Annotated in this window: 19 protein-coding genes; 11 read left to right on the top strand and 8 right to left on the bottom strand. The window is 38.3% G+C overall.

Translation table 11 applies throughout. The features are described from left to right. The first annotated feature begins 50 nt into the window (after positions 1-50). Together NW213_RS13165 and NW213_RS13160 are read left to right on the top strand one after the other, a co-directional pair. Positions 51-500, top strand: coding sequence for a DUF4293 domain-containing protein (locus NW213_RS13165; protein WP_204392858.1), 450 nt, complete (start codon positions 51-53; stop codon positions 498-500). Positions 501-630: 130 nt separating this feature from the next. Next, positions 631-1,407: a hypothetical protein gene (locus NW213_RS13160; protein ID WP_258323060.1), complete on the top strand. Its 777-nt coding sequence runs from the start codon at positions 631-633 to the stop codon at positions 1,405-1,407. 30 nt (positions 1,408-1,437) lie between these two features. Here the strand turns inward: NW213_RS13160 and NW213_RS13155 are convergent, their stop codons facing one another. The 5 genes from NW213_RS13155 to NW213_RS13135 all read right to left on the bottom strand — a co-directional run bounded on the left by NW213_RS13155 (position 1,438) and on the right by NW213_RS13135 (position 4,897). Next, a complete protein-coding gene (locus NW213_RS13155) occupies positions 1,438-1,815 on the bottom strand; it encodes a VOC family protein (RefSeq protein ID WP_154042786.1) in 378 nt (125 codons plus the stop codon). A 34-nt stretch (positions 1,816-1,849) separates the two neighbouring features. After that, entirely contained in the window at positions 1,850-2,572 is a 723-nt protein-coding gene (locus NW213_RS13150) for an MBL fold metallo-hydrolase (protein WP_258323059.1), read from the bottom strand. Between the two features lie 113 nt (positions 2,573-2,685). Further along, positions 2,686-2,991 (bottom strand): hypothetical protein, encoded by a 306-nt coding sequence (locus NW213_RS13145; RefSeq protein ID WP_204392866.1) that lies wholly within the window; start codon positions 2,989-2,991, stop codon positions 2,686-2,688. A gap of 203 nt (positions 2,992-3,194) precedes the next feature. Beyond that, positions 3,195-3,626: a BT0820 family HAD-type phosphatase gene (locus tag NW213_RS13140; protein ID WP_258323058.1), complete on the bottom strand. Its 432-nt coding sequence runs from the start codon at positions 3,624-3,626 to the stop codon at positions 3,195-3,197. 17 nt (positions 3,627-3,643) lie between these two features. Next, positions 3,644-4,897 carry a DEAD/DEAH box helicase gene (locus tag NW213_RS13135; protein WP_204393713.1) on the bottom strand — a complete coding sequence of 418 codons (1,254 nt, stop codon included), beginning with the start codon at positions 4,895-4,897 and terminating at the stop codon, positions 3,644-3,646. Positions 4,898-5,254: 357 nt separating this feature from the next. On the opposite strand from NW213_RS13135, the gene NW213_RS13130 reads away from it, so the two are divergent. Then, a complete protein-coding gene (locus NW213_RS13130) occupies positions 5,255-5,749 on the top strand; it encodes a thioredoxin family protein (protein ID WP_258323057.1) in 495 nt (164 codons plus the stop codon). A 111-nt stretch (positions 5,750-5,860) separates the two neighbouring features. Here the strand turns inward: NW213_RS13130 and NW213_RS13125 are convergent, their stop codons facing one another. Then, positions 5,861-7,048 (bottom strand): aminotransferase class I/II-fold pyridoxal phosphate-dependent enzyme, encoded by a 1,188-nt coding sequence (locus NW213_RS13125; RefSeq protein WP_204393717.1) that lies wholly within the window; start codon positions 7,046-7,048, stop codon positions 5,861-5,863. Between the two features lie 176 nt (positions 7,049-7,224). Between NW213_RS13125 and NW213_RS13120 the strand changes: the two genes are divergently transcribed. Beyond that, on the top strand, positions 7,225-8,277 hold the full coding sequence (locus NW213_RS13120; protein ID WP_154042779.1) for a diacylglycerol kinase family protein: 1,053 nt from the start codon (positions 7,225-7,227) through the stop codon (positions 8,275-8,277). A 69-nt stretch (positions 8,278-8,346) separates the two neighbouring features. Here NW213_RS13120 and NW213_RS13115 read toward each other — a convergent pair whose 3' ends face one another. After that, on the bottom strand, positions 8,347-9,054 hold the full coding sequence (locus NW213_RS13115; RefSeq protein WP_258323056.1) for a tRNA1(Val) (adenine(37)-N6)-methyltransferase: 708 nt from the start codon (positions 9,052-9,054) through the stop codon (positions 8,347-8,349). 150 nt (positions 9,055-9,204) lie between these two features. Between NW213_RS13115 and lon the strand changes: the two genes are divergently transcribed. The 7 genes from lon to xylE all read left to right on the top strand — a co-directional run bounded on the left by lon (position 9,205) and on the right by xylE (position 19,619). Beyond that, on the top strand, positions 9,205-11,664 hold the full coding sequence (lon, locus tag NW213_RS13110; RefSeq protein ID WP_258323055.1) for an endopeptidase La: 2,460 nt from the start codon (positions 9,205-9,207) through the stop codon (positions 11,662-11,664). 24 nt (positions 11,665-11,688) lie between these two features. Then, on the top strand, positions 11,689-12,819 hold the full coding sequence (gene tgt / locus NW213_RS13105) for a tRNA guanosine(34) transglycosylase Tgt (RefSeq protein WP_258323054.1): 1,131 nt from the start codon (positions 11,689-11,691) through the stop codon (positions 12,817-12,819). Between the two features lie 38 nt (positions 12,820-12,857). Continuing rightward, the gene (locus NW213_RS13100) at positions 12,858-13,988 is read left to right on the top strand and encodes an LptF/LptG family permease (RefSeq protein WP_154042775.1); all 1,131 of its coding nucleotides are present in this window, start codon (positions 12,858-12,860) and stop codon (positions 13,986-13,988) included. A gap of 433 nt (positions 13,989-14,421) precedes the next feature. Continuing rightward, entirely contained in the window at positions 14,422-15,153 is a 732-nt protein-coding gene (locus NW213_RS13095; protein WP_154042774.1) for an NUDIX domain-containing protein, read from the top strand. Positions 15,154-15,170: 17 nt separating this feature from the next. Continuing rightward, on the top strand, positions 15,171-16,652 hold the full coding sequence (locus NW213_RS13090) for a xylulokinase (protein ID WP_258323053.1): 1,482 nt from the start codon (positions 15,171-15,173) through the stop codon (positions 16,650-16,652). A 62-nt stretch (positions 16,653-16,714) separates the two neighbouring features. Beyond that, positions 16,715-18,031, top strand: coding sequence for a xylose isomerase (gene xylA, locus NW213_RS13085; protein ID WP_258323052.1), 1,317 nt, complete (start codon positions 16,715-16,717; stop codon positions 18,029-18,031). Positions 18,032-18,140: 109 nt separating this feature from the next. After that, the gene (xylE, locus tag NW213_RS13080; protein WP_258323051.1) at positions 18,141-19,619 is read left to right on the top strand and encodes a D-xylose transporter XylE; all 1,479 of its coding nucleotides are present in this window, start codon (positions 18,141-18,143) and stop codon (positions 19,617-19,619) included. A gap of 186 nt (positions 19,620-19,805) precedes the next feature. Here xylE and NW213_RS13075 read toward each other — a convergent pair whose 3' ends face one another. Then, positions 19,806-22,046, bottom strand: a complete 2,241-nt coding sequence (locus NW213_RS13075) for a family 20 glycosylhydrolase (protein ID WP_154042770.1) — start codon at positions 22,044-22,046, stop codon at positions 19,806-19,808. Positions 22,047-22,059: the final 13 nt, after the last annotated feature.

Raw genomic sequence — 22,059 nt, 5'->3', positions numbered from 1 at the left:
CGTAAAGGAGCGGCTTTTTTATTGTTAATCTGAAAACTGAATTTTAATTTATGATACAACGTATTCAATCTGTATATTTGCTCATTGTAGCAATTCTTTCTGTTATAGTAATTTCAAATCCTATTGGTAGTTTTGTTGGAACAGATAATTCTATTACGGAATTTACAAATCTTTCTTTGATAGCTCAGGATGGGACAGAGAATTATGAACCATGGGCTTTGTTTGCTATTCAAATAATTTCTGCAATAATCTCATTGGTAACGATATTTATCTATAAGAAAAGAATGTTGCAGATACGGTTCACTTTGTTTAATATCATTTTGGCTATAGGTTATTATGTGGCAGTTGTGGCATTCGTCTTTATGTTGAAGGGTGATGCTACTTTTGTACCTTCATGGATTGTATGTTTGCCATTTGTAGGTATTGTTCTTGACTGGTTGGCTATTCGTGCCATAGGAAAGGATGAGATGCTTGTAAAGGCATATGAGAGATTGAGATGAGATAAATAGATTAATATATTTTTTATATTATACCGGCAGACCAATTGGTTTGTCGGTTTTTTTATTATACGCTTGTATATTTATAATATTTATATTATATTGCATAAAAGGAAAAGGAAGGAGGTCTTTTATGTTTGATACAAGCGCTATTGATAGTTTTAATTATGGCCGTACATCTGCAAATGGTGTTTATGCAATAAGTATGGCTACCGATTTCAGACCTTATTATGCCTTGTGGAGACTGTTCCCTGGTGAACAACCGCTATTTGTACGAACACTTGCAGTTACTTTTCAGGCTGCTTTAGAGCGTGCTAAGGATATACTTCAGAATTGTAACGTCCGATTGGAATGTTCAGATAATTCCGAGTTTGAGAATAGTTATGGCCGTACTGATGATATAATTCCATTTGGAAAGTATCGTGGAAAACGTTTGGCTGAAATATATTATGTAGAACCGTCATATGTGTTGTGGTTGGCAAATAAATTTAAACCTGATACAGACCGTTTTGACAAGTTGGTATATCTTGCAAGACTTTTTTCGAAGGTACATTTCGAGCTAACAGTTCATAAAAACAGAATATCCTCGGTCAGCCATTTTGTCGGAGAAAAGGGTGATAAACTTAAAGGGTTGTTACTCAAAGTTCTTAATGTGAGAAAACAAGTTGATGGATATAAGGCTGATTTTTATGTGGATCAGAATGTGTTGGCGGCAGATCGTGATGGTAACAGGTTTGTCTTTCTTGTTAAGGCTGCCGGCAGAAGCCTTTCTCCAAACGAATTGAGTTGTCATTCAAGACTGGTTGAAAATGGAGAGACATTACATGTTTTGTCTGCAAAAGTCATGTCCCATTATGAGAGTAGAGGGGTGAGATATACACGTTTGGGGTATGTGAAACTTGAAAAATAAATGGGCGGTAAATGCCGCCCATATCTGTTTTTATTTTACAGGAAGTATTTCTATCCAATAGTCATCAGGATCGTTTATGAAATATAATCCCATGCTTTCGTTTTCGAAACATACACATTCCATCTCTTTATGGAATTTTCTTACTTCGTCATAATCGCCTTCAACCCTGAAGCACAGGTGGCTTTCGTTTTCTCCCAACTCGTATGCTTCTGTATGGTCTTTTAGCCATGTCAGCTCAAGCATAAAGTTTGAGCATTTGTCAGTAAGGTAAACTAATATAAATGAACCGTCGGCAGCTTCTTTTCTATGGTCTTCAGTAAGCCCTAATGCTGTTTCATAGAACTTGATACTTCTTTCTAGATTTGTAACATTGATGTTGAAATGATCAAAATGTCCTTTTACTTTCATGTCTGTTATTTTTTATTTGTTGAATAAAATACTATTATAAATTACTGAAAATCTGTCCCCTGTGATTGATCTCGGGAGAGTTGATATTTCGCGACCTTGCATATTCCTGAAATTTGTTTGCAGAAGTATAGCCGTTCCAGAAATGCATAGGGATGAAGGTAGATGTCTGTATTGCATCTATAAACTGTTTTCCTCCACGCATATATTCTGTTCCTAGACGTGGATCTATAGGAAACATTGCAATATCAACTTTATCATATTTTTCTTTGATGATTTTAAGTTCATTCAAAAATTTCTGCTCATCCCTTTTCCATTCTTCTTCTGGGCTTTCGTCCATCCAATGCCAATTATTCAGGTCGCCGGCATGGAATAATGTTTTTCCTTCTGCTTCAATCATAAATGATATTCCTACGTCTGTAGAACCGAAAGCCGTTATCTTAATATTATTGTCTGCATATTCTTCATCTTTTTTCAACCATACGGCTGCATCTTTTTCAATCCTTCTTCTTTTATAAATGTCATGTGAGAATATGTATTTAATATCGTTCTTCTGTTTTTTCCATTCAAGGACTTGTCTATTAAAGTGGTCTGCATGGAAATGACTTGAAAGAACATACATTGTTCCGTTCTTATTGAGTAATTTATCATGGATAATTCCGCAGGATTCCGATTCGGAATCTTCAAAGAAGTCAATGATAATGGTGAATTGGTTTGCCAGTATGGCAAATCCGCTATGATGCAAATATATTATTTCCATGTTGTGGAGATATTAAGTATTTACTGCAAAAATACACATTTAGAGAAAAAATATGCCCATCTGAACATCTATTTTTGTCCAGACAGGCATTTAATTTAAAATATGAAATTAGTTTATTCGATGATTGTTCCTTTTTCTGTTATGTAAATACAGTATTCAAAATTTTCTATATCCAGTAATGTAACCTGATAGATATTTGTACCGTTTACTGTTTTTACCTCTACTGACTTTACGATATAATCTTTGAAATCAAAATATAAAATCTCACGAATATTTGATGGCAAATCGTTTATATCAATTTCTGTAAATGATTTGTAAGTCTTTGTGTTATCAGAATAGTTGTTTGTTTTTTCGATACTGTTAGCAAATAAATTACCTATTCCTATAGTCATCATTAATACTGCAATAATCTTTTTCATATCTTGTTTGTTTTGTTTTTATTGTTTATATCATATTTAATTCAAATGGTATGCCAAATATGAATAAGATGTAATGTCTTGAAAATCAGTTGTCTTCTGTCTGATATCTATAGATGGTGTGTGGAATTTATCTACACTTAAGTGTGGAATAGTGTGAAAAAAAGTCTTATGATAGAAACCATAAGACTTTTGTGAGTTATAATCTATTTGAATATTTTACTGAATATTCCACCCTTTTTATTGCTTTTATTTTCGTATGAATTTATATTTTCATTATAAATATCTTCATAAGTGAGCTTTTCAGAAATCATTCTATATATAGTTCCCCAGTCCGGGAGTCCTCCTAGATTTCTGTCGTCAATGAATAAATCAGCTTTCAGCTTTCTGGAGAAATGATCATGCGATTTTTTTTCTTCTGGATAATTACTGTTTATAGCATAAAATTCCAATCCACGTTCACGGCAAAATTCTACGGCCTCTTCCAAAAGTTTATCCTCTCTCACAGTCCAAAGAATCAGGGTGTGTCTTTCTTCTTTTAGTTTTTTGAGTGTATCAATAGCAAATGGAATTTCCTTACCTATGTATGGATATTTATGCTCAACTATTGTACCATCAAAGTCAACTGCTATAATCATAACTTCTTCTCCTATATTTATTTATCCTTTTTCTTTGTGTCTTTGCTTTTGTTTTCTCTGCTTTTAGTATTCTTTTTGCCGTTTCTTGGCTTACGTGAAGATTTCTTCTTTTCTGTTTTAGGAGCATATTCAGGACCATCTTCCATTCCTTCGGGCATTTGTAGTTTATAGATATTTTTGTCCAGGAATTTTTCTATCTGATAGAATTTGGTTTGTTCGTTTTCACTAACAAATGTTATGGCACAACCGTCATTGTTGGCACGTGCCGTACGGCCTATACGGTGTACATAGTCTTCACAATCGTGTGGTACATCGTAGTTGATAACAAGTCTGATATCGTCAATGTCAATGCCTCTTGCAACTATGTCTGTAGCTACAAGGATATTTACTCTGCCATTTCTGAATTCATGCAGTATTTCCTCTCTTTGGCTCTGTTCCAGGTCGGAGTGCATCTCACCAACCTTCAGCTTCATGCGTAAAAGTGCTTTTGTTACTTCCTTGACTTTCATCTTGGATGAAGCAAAAATGATGACCCTTTCCGGCTCTTGTGATGAGAAGAGGCTTTTGATTATATCGAGTTTCTGTGATTCATAACAGATATATGCAGCCTGAATTATTTTTTCTGCAGGTTTTGAAACTGCGAGTTTTACCTCTGTAGGATTATTTAGAATGTTTTCTGCCAATTGTCTGATTTTTTCCGGCATAGTAGCAGAGAACATAATTGTCTGTCTTTCTTTAGGCAGATGCTTTACTATCTGGATAATATCATCATAAAATCCCATGTCAAGCATTCTGTCGGCCTCGTCTAATATGAAGAATGACACTTTTGATAAATCAACATATCCTAAGCTGATATGACTGATGAGACGTCCAGGAGTAGCTATTACGACATCAGCTCCCAATGTGAGTCCTTTTTTTTCTTGTTCAAAACGTACACCATCGTTACCTCCATATACTGCAACACCTGATACCGGCATGAAATATGAGAATGCTTCCATCTGCCTGTCTATCTGTATTGCGAGCTCACGGGTAGGGGACATTATTATGCAGTTTATAGAGTCTTCAGGATAATTGCCACTGCACAATTTGCTTAGGACAGGTAAAAGATATGCTGCAGTTTTACCTGTTCCGGTCTGTGCCACTCCTATAAGGTCATGTCCTTCCAGCAGAACAGGTATGGTATGTTCTTGGACTGGGGTACATTCTTTAAAGTTCATGGCGTCAAGTGCGTTTAAAACGCTATCGTCTAAATTTAATTCTGAAAACTCCATTTTGGATTGTATTTTATGCTGATGTGTTCGTTATGAAAGTATTACTTCGGATAATACGTTGCAAAGTTAATCAAAATATGCTTTATAAGCCATATAAACACGTTTTTTTTGTATTTTAACCTCATAAATAATGAGTTTTTCTATTGATGTATATCATAAAAATATGTTGAATAACATAAAAATTTTTATGAAAATTATGCTGCTACTTAAAAAAAGACGTATATTTGCGTCGATTTCAAACAATAAATGCATCCAAAACTTATTATCCGTGACGGATATATGGATGTAAAAATAATGTTCCGAGATGAAATCACTGTTAAGGACAGGCTCGGATAGTATTAACTAAAATCACATTACATGATTAAAAGTGTAAAGCCGATTTTTGTTGTATTAGTATTCAGTTCCTTAATTTCTTTCTCATTTATTGAGAAGAAAGACCCTACAGAGAAATTGGTACCTGGTGACAAAACACCGATGCCAGTTCTTGAATTTGAAAAGCAGTCGCTCAACCTGCGTGCCGATGAAGGCAAATATACATTGTTGAGCTTTTGGGCGGGATATGATGCAGTGTCGAGAGTAAAGAACGCAGAATTATGCCATGCATTGCAGAATACGGACCGCATTAAGATGATTTCTGTTTCAATGGACCGTTACGAATCTGTTTTTCGTGCGGCTGTAGAACAAGACGGATTGGAAACAGCGCTTTGTTGCATTGAAACAGACGGCAAGTCTTCTGAAATCTTTAAGGAGTTTGGTCTTAGAGATGGTTTTGCCAACTATCTTATTGATAGTGACGGAATGATAGTGGCAAAGAATGTTACTGCCGAAGAATTGGTCTCGTATATGAATTGATATTCATTCGAGATTTTGAAGATGAAATTATTGAATACAACAAAAAAGCAAAAGAGGCTGTCTTTTAGGTTATTACCTTAAGACAGCCTCTTTTGCTTTTTTGTCTCTCTCTTATTTTATGATTTCAAGCTCCTTGAAACATTTCAGCAATTTGTCAATTGCATAGTCAATCTGTTCCTTGGTATGTGTTGCCATAAGTGCAAATCTTACAAGAGTATCTTGAGGTGCACATGCAGGAGGTATTACAGGGTTTATGAATACTCCTTCATCGAAAGCCATTTTTGTTACAAGGAAAGTCTTGTCTGTGTCGCGTACATACAATGGTATGATAGGACTCTCAGTGTCACCTATTTCAAAACCGCATTCACGGAAGCGTTTCAATGCATAATTGGTTATTTTCCACAGATTTTCCTGACGTTCCGGTTCTGTCTGCAAAATGTGAAGTGCCTCTATCGCTGCAGCTGTTGCGGCAGGAGTGCTGCTGGCCTGGAATATGTATGAACGTGCGTTATGGCGTAACCAGTTGATGATGTCTTTATCTGCAGCCACGAATCCACCGATTGAAGCCAATGACTTACTGAATGTACCCATTATGATATCAACTTCGTCAGTTAATCCGAAATGGTCGCAAACACCACGTCCGTTACGTCCGAATACTCCAACTCCATGAGCTTCGTCAACATAAACTGTTGCATTGTATTTTTTCTTCAGACGGATTATCTCAGGCAAGTTCGCCAAATCACCTTCCATAGAGAAAACACTGTCAACAACGATCAGTTTAATTGCGTCAGGTTCGCATTTCTGAAGTTCTTTTTCCAAAGCTTCCATATCGTTGTGCTTGTATTTCAGCTGTGTAGCGAAAGTAAGACGTCGTCCGTCAACGATAGATGCGTGGTCACGGTCGTCACAAATGATGTAATCGCCACGTCCCACAAGCTGAGGTATTACTCCCTCGTTTACGGTGAAACCTGTAGAGAAACAAAGAGCTTCGTCTTTACCGATAAATTCAGCAAGTTCTTTTTCCAACTGTACATGGATGTCTAGAGTGCCGTTCAGCAGTCTGGATCCGGCGCATCCTGTTCCGTACTTACGTGTTGCGGCTATTGCTGCATCAATAATTCTTTGGTCGTATGTCAAACCCATATATGAGTTTGATCCGAACATTAACACCTTTTTGCCGTCCATCATCACCTCTGTATCCTGGTGACTGTCTATTTCGCGGAAATAAGGATAAACCCCCTTCTCCATATACATTTGCGGGAGTCTGAATTTACTTAACTTTTCTTGTAATAATCCCATATTTTATTAGATAGATTTTCTTCGTTGTTTTAACAGCCTGCAAAGATAGTAAAATTTCAACAAAGGGTAACAATACGGAACATTTTTTATACCTGTAAATAAGATTTTGTATTATTAGAAAGTTTTATATTCAAATTATATATTACATTTGCATAAACAACCAACATGTACTAGATATGGACATCAGAGAGGATATTATATTCATAGTGAATCCTATTTCAGGCACTCAAGACAAAGCAGCCATCCTTGAATATATAGAATCCAATATTAATCGGAATATATTTAATCCTAGAATTATAAAGACAGAATATGCCGGTCATGGCTATGATATAGCCCGCAAGGCTGTGGAAGATAAAGTGTCGTTTGTAGTTGCAATAGGAGGTGATGGAACTATAAACGAGATAGGAAGTGCATTGGTACATTCCGATACGGCATTGGGCATTATACCTTGTGGCTCCGGCAACGGTCTTGCACGTCATTTGCATATACCTATGAACTATCAGAAAGCACTTCAGGTTATCAATAAAGCTAATGTGCGTTCCATTGATTATGGAAAAATCGCCGGTCATCCTTTTTTCTGTACATGTGGAGTAGGTTTCGATGCTTTTGTGAGCCTGAAATTTGCCGGATCGAAACGAAGAGGCCTTGTAACTTATCTTGAAAATACATTGATGGAGAGTCTTCATTATGAACCGGAAACATATGAAATAGAGAATTCGGAGGGTACAGTTAAGTATAAAGCTTTTCTTATTGCGTGTGGAAATGCCTCACAGTATGGAAACAATGCATATATTACTCCGCAAGCCTCTCTTTCCGACGGTATGATGGACATTACAGTATTGCAACCTTTTACTGTGCTTGATGTGCCATCTTTGTCTTTCCAGCTATTTACGAAAACTATCGACATGAATAGCCGGATAAAAACCATGAAGGATAAGAAGATAACTATTCATAGGGCGACAGAGGGAGTGTTCCATTTTGACGGTGATCCGATGATGGGGCCTAAAGATCTTGTGGTTGAGATTATACCGTCTGCTTTAAAAGTAATATGCCCGCCTAAACCTAATAAAAGCATTTATGAACCGCATAATATTTTGCAGCACATAACGGATTTTATTGAGGCCAAACCTGTTTCAGCTTCTATTGCCGAGAAACATAGACAATTGATGGAGATGAACAAGACAATAATGAAAAAACTGGTAAAGAAAAACAATCCTCCTGAAGAATGATGTTCTTTTACCGATACAGACAGGGAAGTACTACTACATATGTGCATTGCAGTACTTCTCTGTTTTTTATCACAGATAGAAATCCGAGGTCAGATCATCATATTCTTTGCTCCTGACTCCATTTTCTGAAAGAAGTAGTTGTGATATAATCGTTATATTATTTCTGCAATCTTTTTTGAACTCCATGAGTACTCGTTTGGGAGCAACTCCAGGCTTTGTTATGACCTCTGTCTTTTTTGTCAGGCTTAAATTGTTTTTTATAGCCTCACTGATAAAATCCATAGCGGATGTTGCAGGTAAGATAACGCAGAATCTACCTTTGTCTTTGAGCATAAATGAGACAGTCCGTGCCAAATGGCTAAAACATAGTCCGTCTGTATGTCTTGCTATATTCCTTTTTTCTGAGAATCCTTTTGTCTTTTCATTGAAAAACGGAGGATTAGATACTATCAAGTCATATTCTGCATTGTGATTCTGGAAGTATTCATTTATATCAGCTTTTACTACATTTAGCCTGTCCTTCCATAAAGTATTGTTCATGTTTTCTTCGGCTTGTGCAGCAGCTTCTTCGTCAATTTCTATCCCGGTGATAGTGGCATTGCATTTTTGTGCAAGCATTATTGCTATAAGTCCTGTTCCTGTTCCTATATCTGCTATTTTTGATGCTTCTTCTGTATTAGTCCACGCTCCAAGCAAAACTCCGTCAGTTCCTACTTTCATTGCACACTTGTCCTGATTGATCGTGAATTTCTTAAATTTGAAATATTCGTTTCCCATTATTGCCCTTGTTAAGTTTGTGCAAAGATACGCAAATAGCCCGGTTTGCATATGCTGAAGTATAACATTTGGTATAAAATGTTTTATTATTATGTGTATAATCATTAACTTTGTAGCCGTTTGTTTAAACAGATAATTCAAAATTAATATATGTCTGAGGATAAAAATAAAAGAGAAGAAGTAGCTTTGATAGCCAAAATAGATATTGACCAGTCTGAAATGCCTACAGAGGAATTGAATGGGGAAATGCCGGTTCTGCCGTTGCGAAATATGATAATTTTCCCTGAAATAGTAATGCCTGTAGCCATTGGCCGAAGAAGTACACTTGAATTGGTGAAGTCTGCTTATAAGAAAAAAAGTCCAATAATTCTTGCTACACAGAAGGATGCTTCTGTAGATAATCCTGTATTTGAGGATTTGTATCCGCTCGGCGTTATAGGCAGAATAGTCCGTATAATAGAATTGCCGGGAGGAGCTACAAATGCTTTGATACATACAGGAGGTCCGAAAATCAGGATAGAGAAAATCACTTCTACTGATCCGTTCCTTATGGGAACTGCCGAACCGGTAGTGGAAAACAATAAATCACCTAAAACCAATGAATTCAAGGCTATAATGAGTACATGCTTTGATGTAATGAAAAAGTTACACGAAAGTATGGAAGAACTTGGCCCTGATTTCCTTATGGCATTGAGGGATATGGAAGGGGATTCTGTAAGAATCAATTTCATATGTTCTAATTTCCCTTTAGAGGTGAGCTCCAAGTATGAATTGCTGAAGCATGACAACATCAAAGACAGGGCAATTCACCTTATCGGTTATTTGAATGAGCAACTTGAGATTGCCAAGCTGAAACAGAATATCCAGATGCGTACTCGCGAAGAGCTGGACAAACAGCAGCGTGAGTATTTCCTGCAGCAACAATTGAAAAATATTCAGGATGAATTAGGTAACGGTGCCGAAAGCGAGATTGATAACTTACGCGCACAGGGAAAGAAAAAACAATGGTCGAAGGAAGTGGCTGAAATATTCGATAAGGAAGTCACAAAACTTGAACGTATAAATCCCCAGTCGCCTGATTATAATGTGCAGTATTCATATCTGCAGAATTTGTTGGCATTGCCATGGAATGTATATACTCCGCAGACATTCAATCTGAAATCGGCAGAAAAAACTTTGAATCATGATCATTATGGTCTTGAAAAAGTAAAAGAACGTATATTGGAACATCTTGCTGTACTGAAGCTGAAAGGTGACATGAAATCGCCTATTCTTTGCCTTTATGGCCCTCCGGGGGTGGGTAAGACATCGCTTGGACGTTCCATTGCAACGGCTCTGAAGAGAAAATATGTCAGAATGTCGCTGGGAGGTGTACACGATGAAGCTGAAATACGAGGACATAGGAAGACGTATATAGGTGCTATGCCGGGAAGAATCATAAAGAGCCTTATCAAGGCAGGTTCTTCAAATCCGGTGATAATTCTTGATGAAATTGATAAATTGGGTAATAGTAATCAGGGTGATCCTGCATCTGCTATGCTTGAAGTCCTTGATCCGGAACAGAATGGTACATTCCATGACAACTATATAGATATTGATTATGATTTGTCGAATGTGATGTTTATCGCTACTGCTAACAATCTTGGTGGAATACCTGCTCCTCTTCTTGACAGAATGGAGCTGATAGAGGTCAGCGGATATATAACAGAAGAAAAAGTAGAAATAGCCAGAAGACATCTTATACCTAAAGCGATGGAGGCTAACGGACTTACAAAAGACAATATCAAGTTCTCAAAATCTGCTATAGAATTCATCGTGGAGAATTATACCAGAGAGAGTGGTGTGCGCGAGCTTGAAAAGAAAATAAACAAGGTGATGAGACGTACCGCTTATAATATAGCGCTTGGTAAGGAAGTGGCTTCAAAGGAACTGAAACCGGAGGATATACCTGCATGTCTTGGTCCTGTAGAGTATTCAAGAGATAAATATCAGGGAAATGATTATGCCGGTGTAGTTACAGGTCTGGCTTGGACAGCTGTTGGCGGTGAAATTCTTTTTGTGGAAACCAGTCTCAGTAGAGGAAAAGGAAGTCGTCTTACTCTGACAGGAAATCTTGGAGATGTTATGAAGGAGTCTGCTATGCTTGCTCTGGAGTATCTTAAGGCTCATAATGATTTGCTGGATATACCTGAAGAAGTGTTCGAGAACTGGAATATCCATATCCATGTACCAGAAGGAGCAATTCCTAAGGATGGCCCGTCTGCAGGTATAACTATGGTGACTTCGTTGGCTTCTGCGCTTACAAGAAGAAAAGTCAAGAATCGCCTTGCCATGACAGGAGAAATAACATTGCGTGGAAAAGTCCTGCCTGTTGGAGGTATTAAGGAGAAAATTCTAGCAGCAAAGCGTGCCGGTATAGAAGAAATCATTTTATGTAAGGAAAATAAGAAGGATATAGACAATATACCTGAAATATATCTCAAGGGTCTTAAATTCCATTATGTAAATGATATTAGGGAAGTCCTGGATATAGCATTGACTGATGAAGTAGTTACAAATGCGCCAAAACTTACTATACCTGAGACGAATAAAGATAATGACAATAAATAATTACTGCCATATTAGAATAATCATATGAAATTTGAATTACAATATACCGATCCCAAATCAAATGCAAGAGCGGGGCTTATCACTACAGATCACGGACAGATAGAAACTCCGATATTTATGCCTGTAGGTACATTGGGTACGGTCAAAGGTGTGCAGCTACCGGAACTTAAAGAAGATATTAAAGCTCAGATAATACTGGGCAATACATATCATCTTTATCTGAGACCTGGACTGGATGTTATTGAAGGTGCGGGAGGATTGCATAAGTTCAACGGATTTGACCGTCCTATGCTGACTGACAGTGGAGGATTTCAGGTTTTTTCTCTTTCAGGCATAAGAAAAATGCGTGAGGAAGGTGTAGAATTCCGTTCACACATTGATGGTTCGAAACATTTGTTTACGCCTGAAAAGGTTATGGATATTGAGCGTACAATAGGGGCGGACATTATGATGGCATTCGATGAATGTGCTCCAGGTACTTCCGACTATCAATATGCAAAAAAATCAATGGAACTCACTCACAGATGGTTGGATAGGTGTATTACAAGGTTTAATGAGACAGAGCCGAAGTATGGATACAACCAGTCATTGTTCCCTATAGTGCAGGGATGTGTTTATCCTGATTTGCGTAAGCGTTCTGCTGAATATATAGCTTCGAAAGGGGCTGATGGTAATGCGATAGGCGGACTTGCAGTGGGCGAACCTACAGAGATGATGTACGAAATGATTGAGGTGGTAAATGAAATACTCCCTCAGGATAAGCCTAGATATCTTATGGGAGTAGGTACTCCAGTAAATATACTTGAAGGTATAGAACGAGGAGTCGATATGTTTGATTGTGTGATGCCGACACGCAACGGTAGAAACGGTATGCTGTTCACTAAGAACGGAATAATGAACATGCGCAATAAGAAATGGGAGAAAGATTATTCTCCTATTGAGGCTGATGGTGCATCGTATGTAGATACCTTGTACAGTCGTGCCTACCTTCGTCATTTGTTCCATGCCGAAGAATTGTTGGCATTGCAGATAGCTTCTATACATAATCTGGCATTTTACTTATGGCTTGTCAAGGAAGCAAGAGCACATATAATAGCCGGTGATTTCTCTACCTGGAAGCCTGCTATGGTTGAGCGTCTTTCTACCAGATTGTGATTTGTGGACAGTAAAATCCATTGAACCCCTATAAAAATATGAAGGAGAAACTTGAAAAGATAAAGGATAAATATCTGAAACGTTTTTGGTTAAGACGTATAGACAGATATATAATGAAAAAATTCCTGGGCACATTCTTTTTTGCCCTGGCTCTTATTCTGTCTATATCTGTAGTGTTCGATATAAATGAAAATATTGATAGTTTTATCAATAATAAAGCTCCTGTTGAGGCTATCATATTCGATTACTACATGAACTTTGTTCCTTATTATGCCAATCTTTTCAGTCCTCTGTTTATTTTTATATCTGTGATATTTTTCACCAGTAAGTTGGCGGAGAATTCGGAAATCATAGCTATGTTTTCCACGGGTATGAGTTTCAAGAGGTTGTTGGTGCCATATTTCTTGTCTGCTGCCATTATTGCAATTGGAAGCTATATCCTAAGTTCGCAATATATACCTAAAGGCAGTATTACTCGAATAGACTTCGAAGCCAAATACAAGAATAAAAAGAAAGTAAATTATGCAAGGAACATCCAGCTTGTAGTCGATACTGGAACTATCGCCTATATGGAAAGATATGAGAATTATAATCTGACAGGCTACAGGTTCTCTCTTGACAAGTTTGAGGATAACAAGTTGGTTTCGCATCTCACAGCCCGACGTGCTACGTATGATACAACAAAGGTGCACAGATGGATAGTGAGGGATTATATGATAAGGGAAATGAAAGGTATGAAGGAGGTTATCACAAAAGGAGAGAGACTTGATACCATAATAAAGATGGAGCCGCAGGACTTCCTTATTACCCGAAATCAGTATGAAACCTTGACAAGTCCTGAATTGAAAACCTACATAGACAATCAGAAACGTCGTGGTTTTGCAAATATAAAGGAGTTTGAAGTGGAATATTACAAGCGTATAGCAACTCCTTTTGCGGCATTTATTCTGACTCTTATAGGAGCCTCGCTTTCTTCCAAGAAAGTGAAAGGTGGTATGGGACTCAATCTTGGAGTTGGTTTAGGTTTGAGTGCTTCATATATACTTTTCCAGACCATATCTTCCACATTTGCCATAAGTGGTAATGTGCCGCCGGTACTGGCCGTCTGGATACCTAATATATTATTCCTGTTTATTGCTATATATTTGTATATAAAAGCTCCAAAATAACAAAAAATATTGTTGGTAGTTTATTCCGTAACGCCTCGTAAAACAGTTGTCTGTTTTGCAGGGCGTTATTTCGTTATACTTTTTTAACGTACTGCTTTTTCAGTTTGTCGCTATAAAAAATCATGTCAATTTATGTAAGGATATTTTGTGTTTGAAAAATACAATAACTATACACATTTGTCTTTATGTAATGGATTTGTAAATATCTGTAATATAAAGAATTTGCTATACTTGTTCCGGCAGGAATTAAAAGTGGCAATATTACGTAAATTACATATTGTATGTTTTATGAAAAGACTATAAGGTGATATTGTAATATATATGATATGTATTTATCTGATAATTAACCGTGTATAGCTTGCGAAAATTTTTCTTTTATTTCTTGCTTAATTAAAAATAATGCTTTTTATTTGCACTCGAAAACGATAAACACATGAATAGTATGGAACACAAAATGCCTTTGGCTAACAATCATATTTCAGTTGACTGCGTAGTGGTTGGTTTCGATGGCGAACGACTGAGGGTCCTACTGCTTAGACGAATAGGCGAGGATAGCGGAGAAGTATTTCACGATATGAAATTACCGGGTAGTCTTATATATATGGATGAAGATTTGGATGGAGCCGCTATGCGTGTGTTAAACGAGTTGACAGGATTCAAGAATGTGAATCTTATGCAATTCAAAGCGTTCGGTTCAAAAGACAGAACAAAAAATCCTAAAGACGTCAGATGGCTTGAAAGGGCAGAGAAAGCAAAGGTGGAACGTATTGTTACCATAGCATATCTTTCTCTTGTGAAAATAGATAGAGCATTAAACAAGAATCTGGATAATTTTCAGGCAGAATGGGTTCCTTTGGATGAGGTGAAGGATTTGGCGTTTGACCATAATCTTATAATAGAGGAAGCGATGAAGTTCATACGTCAGTATGTGGAGTTCAATCCATCCTGTTTGTTCGATCTGCTTCCACGAAAATTTACAGCGTTGCAGTTGAGAGTTCTTTATGAAGTTCTGTTCGGCAAACAGATCGACGTCAGAAACTTCCATAAGAAGATTATGATGATGGAATACGTAATTCCTATGGACGAGTTCCAGCAAGGGGTCTCACACAGGGCTGCGAGATATTACAGATTTGACAAGAAGATATATAATAAGACAAGAAGATAATCTAAAACCATAATAACATGTATTTATTAGGATATGATATTGGTAGTTCGTCTGTTAAGGCGAGTTTGGTAAATGCCGTTACTGGCAAGTGTGTAGCTTCTGCTTTTTATCCTAAAACTGAAGCGGCTATTATAGCAGTTAAACAGGGATGGGCAGAACAGGAACCTGCAAACTGGTGGGAAAGCCTCAAACTTTCCACTAAGGCAATAATGGCAGAGTCCGGAGTTAAGGCTGAAGATATCAAGGCAATTGGTATTTCTTATCAGATGCACGGACTTGTATGTGTAGATAAAAATCAGAATGTTCTTCGTCCTGCTATTATATGGTGCGACTCAAGAGCTGTCCCATACGGACAAAAGGCGTTCGAAACAATAGGCGAAGAGAAATGTCTGTCTCATTTGCTGAACTCTCCGGGTAACTTTACTGCATCAAAGCTTGCATGGATAAAAGAAAACGAACCGGAAATATTCGAGAAGATATATAAGATAATGCTTCCGGGCGATTACATCGCAATGCGATTGACAGGCGAGATCTGTACTACAGTATCAGGATTGTCAGAAGGAATGTTCTGGGATTTCAAGAACAACCGTGTGGCTGACTTCCTCATGGATTATTACGGCTTCGACAAGTCAATCATTGCAGACATCAAACCGACTTTCTCAGAACAGGGTAGAGTTACTGCAGCTGCAGCACAGGAATTGGGACTGAAAGAAGGTATTCCTGTTACATATCGTGCCGGAGACCAGCCTAACAATGCATTGTCACTTAATGTATTCAATCCTGGTGAAATAGCTTCTACAGCAGGTACTTCAGGAGTTGTATATGGTGTAAACGGTAAAGTGAACTACGATCCTAAATCAAGAGTAAATACTTTCGCTCATGTCAACCATACAGAAGAACAGACACGTCTCGGTGTGTTGCTGTGTATCAACGGTACAGGTATATTGAACTCATGGATCAAGCGTACAGTTGTTCCTGAAGGTGTTTCATACGCTGAAATGAATAATCTGGCAGCTCAGGCTCCTATAGGTTCGGGTGGCGTTAGTATATTGCCTTTCGGTAATGGCGCTGAACGTATGCTTCAGAACAAGGAAGTAGGATGCTCTATAAATGGTGTAAACTTTAATCTTCATACACGCAACCATATTATACGTGCAGCACAAGAAGGAATTGTGTTCTCTTTCAAATATGGTATAGATATTATGAAGGGCATGGGTATGGATGTACAGAAAATCCATGCAGGACATGCCAATATGTTCCTCAGCCCTATATTCCGTGAGACATTGGCCGGAGTGACAGGTGCTACAATTGAATTGTATGATACTGACGGTTCTGTAGGTGCAGCCAAAGGTGCCGGTATGGGAGCAGGTATCTATAAGGATAATAACGAGGCATTTGCAACACTCGAAAAACTTGAAGTTATCGAACCGAAACTGAGTGATGCCGCTGCTTATGCTGACGCTTACGGACGTTGGGTAGAATATTTGGAAAAACTTTAATAAAAAATAATATAATAGATTAATTGTCAACTTTAATATTAACTTTTTAAATTTTGAATATTATGGCAACAAAAGAGTACTTTCCTGGAATTGGAAAAATCAAATTTGAAGGTGTAGAAAGTAAAAACCCTATGGCTTTCCGTTACTACGATGCTGAAAAAGTAATCTTGGGTAAAAAGATGAAAGACTGGTTGAAGTTCTCTATGGCTTGGTGGCACACTTTGTGCGCTGAAGGTGGCGACCAGTTCGGTGGCGGAACTAAGTCTTTCCCTTGGAAAGGAAATGCTGACAAAGTACAGGCTGCTAAAGATAAAGCAGATGCTGGATTTGAAATCATGCAGAAATTGGGTATAGAATATTATTGCTTCCATGATGTTGACCTTTGTGATGAAGCAGAAACAATCGAAGAATATGAAGCTAACTTGAAAGAAGTTGTTGCTTACCTGAAACAGAAACAGGCTGAAACTGGCGTTAAACTGTTGTGGGGTACTGCAAACGTATTCGGACACGCACGTTATATGAACGGTGCTGCTACAAACCCTGATTTCGACGTTGTAGCTCGTGCTGCTGTTCAGATCAAGAATGCTATCGATGCTACTATCGAACTTGGTGGTACTAACTATGTATTCTGGGGCGGACGTGAAGGTTATATGTCACTTCTTAACACAGACCAGAAACGTGAAAAAGAACACTTGGCTCAGATGTTGACTCTTGCTCGTGACTATGCACGTTCTAAAGGCTTTACTGGTACATTCCTTATCGAACCAAAACCAATGGAGCCATCTAAGCACCAGTATGATGTTGACACTGAAACAGTTATTGGTTTCTTGAAAGCTCACAACCTTGACAAGGATTTCAAAGTTAATATCGAAGTAAACCATGCTACTCTTGCCGGTCACACATTCGAACACGAACTTGCTGTAGCTGTTGACAACGGTATGCTTGGTTCTATCGATGCTAACCGTGGTGACTATCAGAACGGATGGGATACAGACCAGTTCCCAATTGACAACTACGAATTGATCCAGGCTATGATGCAGATTATCCGTGGCGGTGGTCTTGGAAACGGTGGTGCAAACTTCGATGCTAAGACTCGTCGTAACTCTACAGACCTTGATGATATTTTCATCGCTCACATCGCTGGTATGGATGCTATGGCTCGTGCTCTTGAAAATGCAGCTCGTTTGCTCGAAGAATCTCCATACAAGAAGATGCTTGCTGACCGTTATTCTTCATTCGATAGCGGTAAGGGTAAAGAGTTCGAAGAAGGTAAACTTACTCTTGAAGATGTTGTTGCTTATGCTAAGGCTAATGGCGAACCAAAACAGACTAGCGGTAAGCAGGAACTTTACGAGGCTATTGTAAATATGTATTGCTAATATCTGATTGAATGTCAGAGCATGGTCGGCGCACGGCTGTCGGCGGTATTAAACCTATGACAGCTGTGAGCCGGCTTATTTCGTTTTTATAATTTATAATCTTGATATTATGAATAATACAGAAAAAGGCAGCAAAGCTTATCTTTTTTCCATAGTCCTGGTAGCTGTATTAGGAGGATTGTTGTTTGGATACGACACGGCTGTTATCTCTGGAGCGGAAAAAGGACTTCAGGCATTCTTTATGGGTGCAAGTGATTTTACATATACCGATGCATGGCATGGCATTACTTCTTCCAGTGCGCTTATAGGTTGTATCATTGGTAGTGCCATATCAGGTTTCTTTGCTTCAAGATTTGGACGTAAGAATTCACTATTCATGGCAGGTATTATGTTCTTCCTATCAGCGTTAGGTTCATATTGGCCTGAGTTCCTTTTCTTTGATTATGGAAAACCTACATACTCATTATTGATAGCTTTCAATTTTTATCGTGTTCTAGGGGGAGTTGGTGTCGGTCTGGCTTCTGCCATTTGTCCTATGTATATAGCTGAGATTGCACCAAGTAATATTCGTGGAACATTGGTTTCATGGAACCAGTTTGCCATTATATTCGGTCAGTTAGTGGTGTATTTCGTTAATTTCCTTATTTTGGGAGACAATATAAATCCTGTTATCAAGACAGTAGAAGGTGTAAATCAGATTATTAACCCTGGAGAAGCCGCTTGGACTATCGAGACCGGTTGGAGATTGATGTTCGTTAGCGAGGCTGTTCCTGCAGGACTTTTCACATTGCTTGTTTTGCTTGTGCCTGAAACTCCGAGATATCTTGCTATGGTTGGCAAGGATGAAAAAGCTTTGTTCGTACTTAGCAGAATCAATGGTCTGACTCAGGCTAAGGCAATACTTCAGGATATCAAGGCTACAGCCGAAGAAAAAACAGAAAAACTGTTTACTTACGGATGGACTGTTATTTTCGTAGGTATCATGCTTAGTGTATTCCAGCAGGCTGTAGGTATCAATGCCGTATTGTATTTTGCTCCTCGTATATTTGAAAGCATGGGTATGGGTAACCCGATGGTTCAGACAGTATTTATGGGTGTTGTGAACATATTATTCACTCTTCTTGCTATTTTCACAGTTGAACGTCTTGGAAGAAAGCCTCTTCTTATATGTGGATCTATAGGCATGGCCATAGGAGCACTTGGTGTGGCATTGAGTAACGCAGTTACTGGCCTTCCTGCTATTGTTCCTGTTGTCAGCATTATGATTTACAGTGCTTCGTTCATGTTCAGCTGGGGACCTATCTGCTGGGTTCTTATTGCAGAGATATTCCCTAATACTATTCGTGGTGGAGCTGTAGCTATAGCAGTGGCATTCCAGTGGATATTCAATTTCATTGTTTCTTCTACATTCCTTCCTATGTACAATATGAGTGCAGGTGATATGGGTGTGAAGTTTGGCCACATGTTCGTTTACGGACTTTATGGAGTGATTTGTATTCTTGCAGCTGTATTTGTATGGAAGATGGTTCCTGAAACAAAAGGCAAGACTCTGGAAGATATGACCAGACTTTGGAAGAAAAACAAGTAATTCCACGTTGTAATTTTTTTGATTATAGACATGCGAAAAAAACGTGCGTTCGTTTTATATAAAATGAACTGTCGTTTTTAGTAAAACGTGCGTTCATTTATTTTGAATGTATTGCAGCTAAATAATAAGCCCTAAAGGTCGCAATGATCTTTAGGGCTTAAATATTTTTATGTTGATGTCATGAATTTATTTAACGACAATTTCATCCAGGAAAATCCATCCTCCGTCTATATCTACCGCTTTAGCGTATATTCTTATAAATCTGGCTGTTGCCTTTCCCTCCCATGTGAAATCATGGAATATTACGCCTTCCATGTCTGTTGGAATATCATGTGTCAAAGTGTCCATGTCCTTAAATTTCTTACCGTCATTCGAAATCTGTACCTGAATGTATTTAGGCAGCCACACATACGGCCCTTTGGCCTGCATTCCAAGAATAGATATATTTGATATGCCGGTCTTTTCTCCTAAATCTATAACAGCGTCAACATCGGTATTGAGAAATCCCAGCCATTTTCCGTCATTATAACCTTGTCCTCCATGATATCCGTCTATAAGGGTACTTTCTCCGGATGCCGGATAGTTTTTGGAATATTGGGTCTTGAGTGTTATTTTCTTCTTTATTGCCTTATGGTAATCAATGTCTTTTTCGAGAACTTTACCTACAGGTTTGCCATTGGCAAATGCGCGTGCGGACAGTTTCATTGTTCCTTTCACTGTCAGCGAATCTTTATATATAGGTGAGTTTACATCGGGTTCTGTTCCATCGGTGGTATAATGGATGTTTACACCGGTTTTCTCGCATGTCAAGGCAACTTTTATTTCTTTTTTGTCATAATCAATGCGTATTCTTGTTTCTATATCTGCCGAAAGGGTATAAGGGTTGAATCCCTTGTCTATAAGTCTTGGAATTTCATTGTTTACACGTTCTTTGAAATTATTCCAGTTCTTATTCTCCGGCATAGTCCATCCCACTTCTGCTATTGCAAGGATACGCGGATAAATCATATATTCCGTATGCTCAAGAGTAGGCATGTATTCTCTCCACACGTTACCCTGTACGCCTAAAATCATTTCTGCCTGTTCACTATTGAATGATGCTGGTATAGGGTTATACGAATATACCTTTTCAAGAGTCAGATAACCGCCAATGGCTTCAGGCTCGGTGGAAGGATTTGCCTGATAACCGTCAAGGTAGCAAAATTCTCCCGGTGTCATAACTACTTTATGACCGGCTTTTGCGGCAGTAATTCCTCCCTGTTCTCCACGCCATGACATGACAGTGGCATTTGGAGCAAGTCCTCCTTCAAGTATTTCATCCCATCCTATGATGTCACGTCCTTTGCTGTTCACGTACTGTTCTATGCGGTGTATCATGTAGCTTTGCAACTCATCTATGTTGTCAAGACCTTCTTCCTTCATCCTCTTTAAACAGTCAGGACATGTTTTCCATCCGCTCTTTACTGCTTCATCACCGCCAATATGTATGTAATGTGAAGGGAAAAGGTCAATCACTTCGTCAAGTACGTCTTGCAGAAAATCGAAAGTGGCTTCTTTGCCTATACAGAAATCAGAATTCTTGTACATGTCGTTTGAGCATGACAATAGGGGATAAGCTGCAAGTACCTCTTCCGAGTGACCGGGCATTTCTATTTCGGGGATTATTGTGATGTGCCTTTTTTCTGCATAATCAAGTATCTCCTTTATATCATCTTGTGTGTAATAGCCTCCGTAAGCGTTGGCGTCGTCCTGATTGCAGTAATGTCTGTCAGAATTCCACCATTCCTTCCATGTCTCATATGGGCGCCATGCGGCGAAATTTGTAAGTCGGGGATATTTTTTTATTTCAATTCTCCATCCGGCTCCGTCTGTCAGGTGCCAGTGGAATCGGTTCATCTTGTAACGTGCCAGCGCATCAAGTTGTTTCTTTACGAATTCCTTGCTGCTGAAGTGTCGTGATTCGTCAAGATGCAATCCACGGTATTCGAATCGCGGTTTGTCTAGAATTTCGATAGAAGTAATGAAGTTGTAATCGTTCTCTTCTGCCAGTTGTAATACAGACTGCAGGCCGTAGAAAAGACCTGATGATGTTTGCGCTGAAATTTCTATGCCATTAGGAGATATTTTGAGAATATATCCTTCGTCTCCTAAATTATTGTCGGAGACTGTTTCCATTTTAATAAATCTGTCCGAACGGTTGTCGGCAGAATAGTCTATTTTCAATGGAGTAGTTTTGATATAGCTCACCATATCATCAAGCTCTTTTCCAGTCAGATTTGTTTTAAATGCCAAATCAGAGGACAGTTCTAATCTACCTTCCTTCACCGTCATTTCTTGGGGGTGCGGAATTACATTTTGTGCTGTCGTAACATTGAAGTTTGCTAGGAACGACAGGCACAATAAGAATGAGATTGTTCTTTTTTTCATTGTATCAGGTTTT

It is taken from the genome of Bacteroides sp. ET336, from assembly GCF_024733815.1.
Taxonomy (GTDB): Bacteria; Bacteroidota; Bacteroidia; order Bacteroidales; family Bacteroidaceae; genus Phocaeicola; species Phocaeicola cellulolyticus.
Note: the sequence above shows the minus strand (reverse complement) of the source record. Positions and strands in the feature narration are given on the sequence as shown.

What these genes read in the sequence shown, in the direction of transcription:
- NW213_RS13125 (WP_204393717.1), bottom strand. Translation starts at nt 7,048, where the DNA reads ATGGGATTATTACAAGAAAAGTTAAGTAAATTCAGACTCCCGCAAATG.
- xylE (WP_258323051.1), top strand. Translation starts at nt 18,141, where the DNA reads ATGAATAATACAGAAAAAGGCAGCAAAGCTTATCTTTTTTCCATAGTC.
- tgt (WP_258323054.1), top strand. Translation starts at nt 11,689, where the DNA reads ATGAAATTTGAATTACAATATACCGATCCCAAATCAAATGCAAGAGCG.
- NW213_RS13140 (WP_258323058.1), bottom strand. Translation starts at nt 3,626, where the DNA reads ATGATTATAGCAGTTGACTTTGATGGTACAATAGTTGAGCATAAATAT.
- lon (WP_258323055.1), top strand. Translation starts at nt 9,205, where the DNA reads ATGTCTGAGGATAAAAATAAAAGAGAAGAAGTAGCTTTGATAGCCAAA.
- NW213_RS13155 (WP_154042786.1), bottom strand. Translation starts at nt 1,815, where the DNA reads ATGAAAGTAAAAGGACATTTTGATCATTTCAACATCAATGTTACAAAT.
- NW213_RS13160 (WP_258323060.1), top strand. Translation starts at nt 631, where the DNA reads ATGTTTGATACAAGCGCTATTGATAGTTTTAATTATGGCCGTACATCT.
- NW213_RS13120 (WP_154042779.1), top strand. Translation starts at nt 7,225, where the DNA reads ATGGACATCAGAGAGGATATTATATTCATAGTGAATCCTATTTCAGGC.
- NW213_RS13090 (WP_258323053.1), top strand. Translation starts at nt 15,171, where the DNA reads ATGTATTTATTAGGATATGATATTGGTAGTTCGTCTGTTAAGGCGAGT.
- xylA (WP_258323052.1), top strand. Translation starts at nt 16,715, where the DNA reads ATGGCAACAAAAGAGTACTTTCCTGGAATTGGAAAAATCAAATTTGAA.
- NW213_RS13150 (WP_258323059.1), bottom strand. Translation starts at nt 2,572, where the DNA reads ATGGAAATAATATATTTGCATCATAGCGGATTTGCCATACTGGCAAAC.
- NW213_RS13135 (WP_204393713.1), bottom strand. Translation starts at nt 4,897, where the DNA reads ATGGAGTTTTCAGAATTAAATTTAGACGATAGCGTTTTAAACGCACTT.
- NW213_RS13095 (WP_154042774.1), top strand. Translation starts at nt 14,422, where the DNA reads ATGAATAGTATGGAACACAAAATGCCTTTGGCTAACAATCATATTTCA.
- NW213_RS13165 (WP_204392858.1), top strand. Translation starts at nt 51, where the DNA reads ATGATACAACGTATTCAATCTGTATATTTGCTCATTGTAGCAATTCTT.
- NW213_RS13075 (WP_154042770.1), bottom strand. Translation starts at nt 22,046, where the DNA reads ATGAAAAAAAGAACAATCTCATTCTTATTGTGCCTGTCGTTCCTAGCA.
- NW213_RS13130 (WP_258323057.1), top strand. Translation starts at nt 5,255, where the DNA reads ATGATTAAAAGTGTAAAGCCGATTTTTGTTGTATTAGTATTCAGTTCC.
- NW213_RS13100 (WP_154042775.1), top strand. Translation starts at nt 12,858, where the DNA reads ATGAAGGAGAAACTTGAAAAGATAAAGGATAAATATCTGAAACGTTTT.
- NW213_RS13115 (WP_258323056.1), bottom strand. Translation starts at nt 9,054, where the DNA reads ATGGGAAACGAATATTTCAAATTTAAGAAATTCACGATCAATCAGGAC.
- NW213_RS13145 (WP_204392866.1), bottom strand. Translation starts at nt 2,991, where the DNA reads ATGAAAAAGATTATTGCAGTATTAATGATGACTATAGGAATAGGTAAT.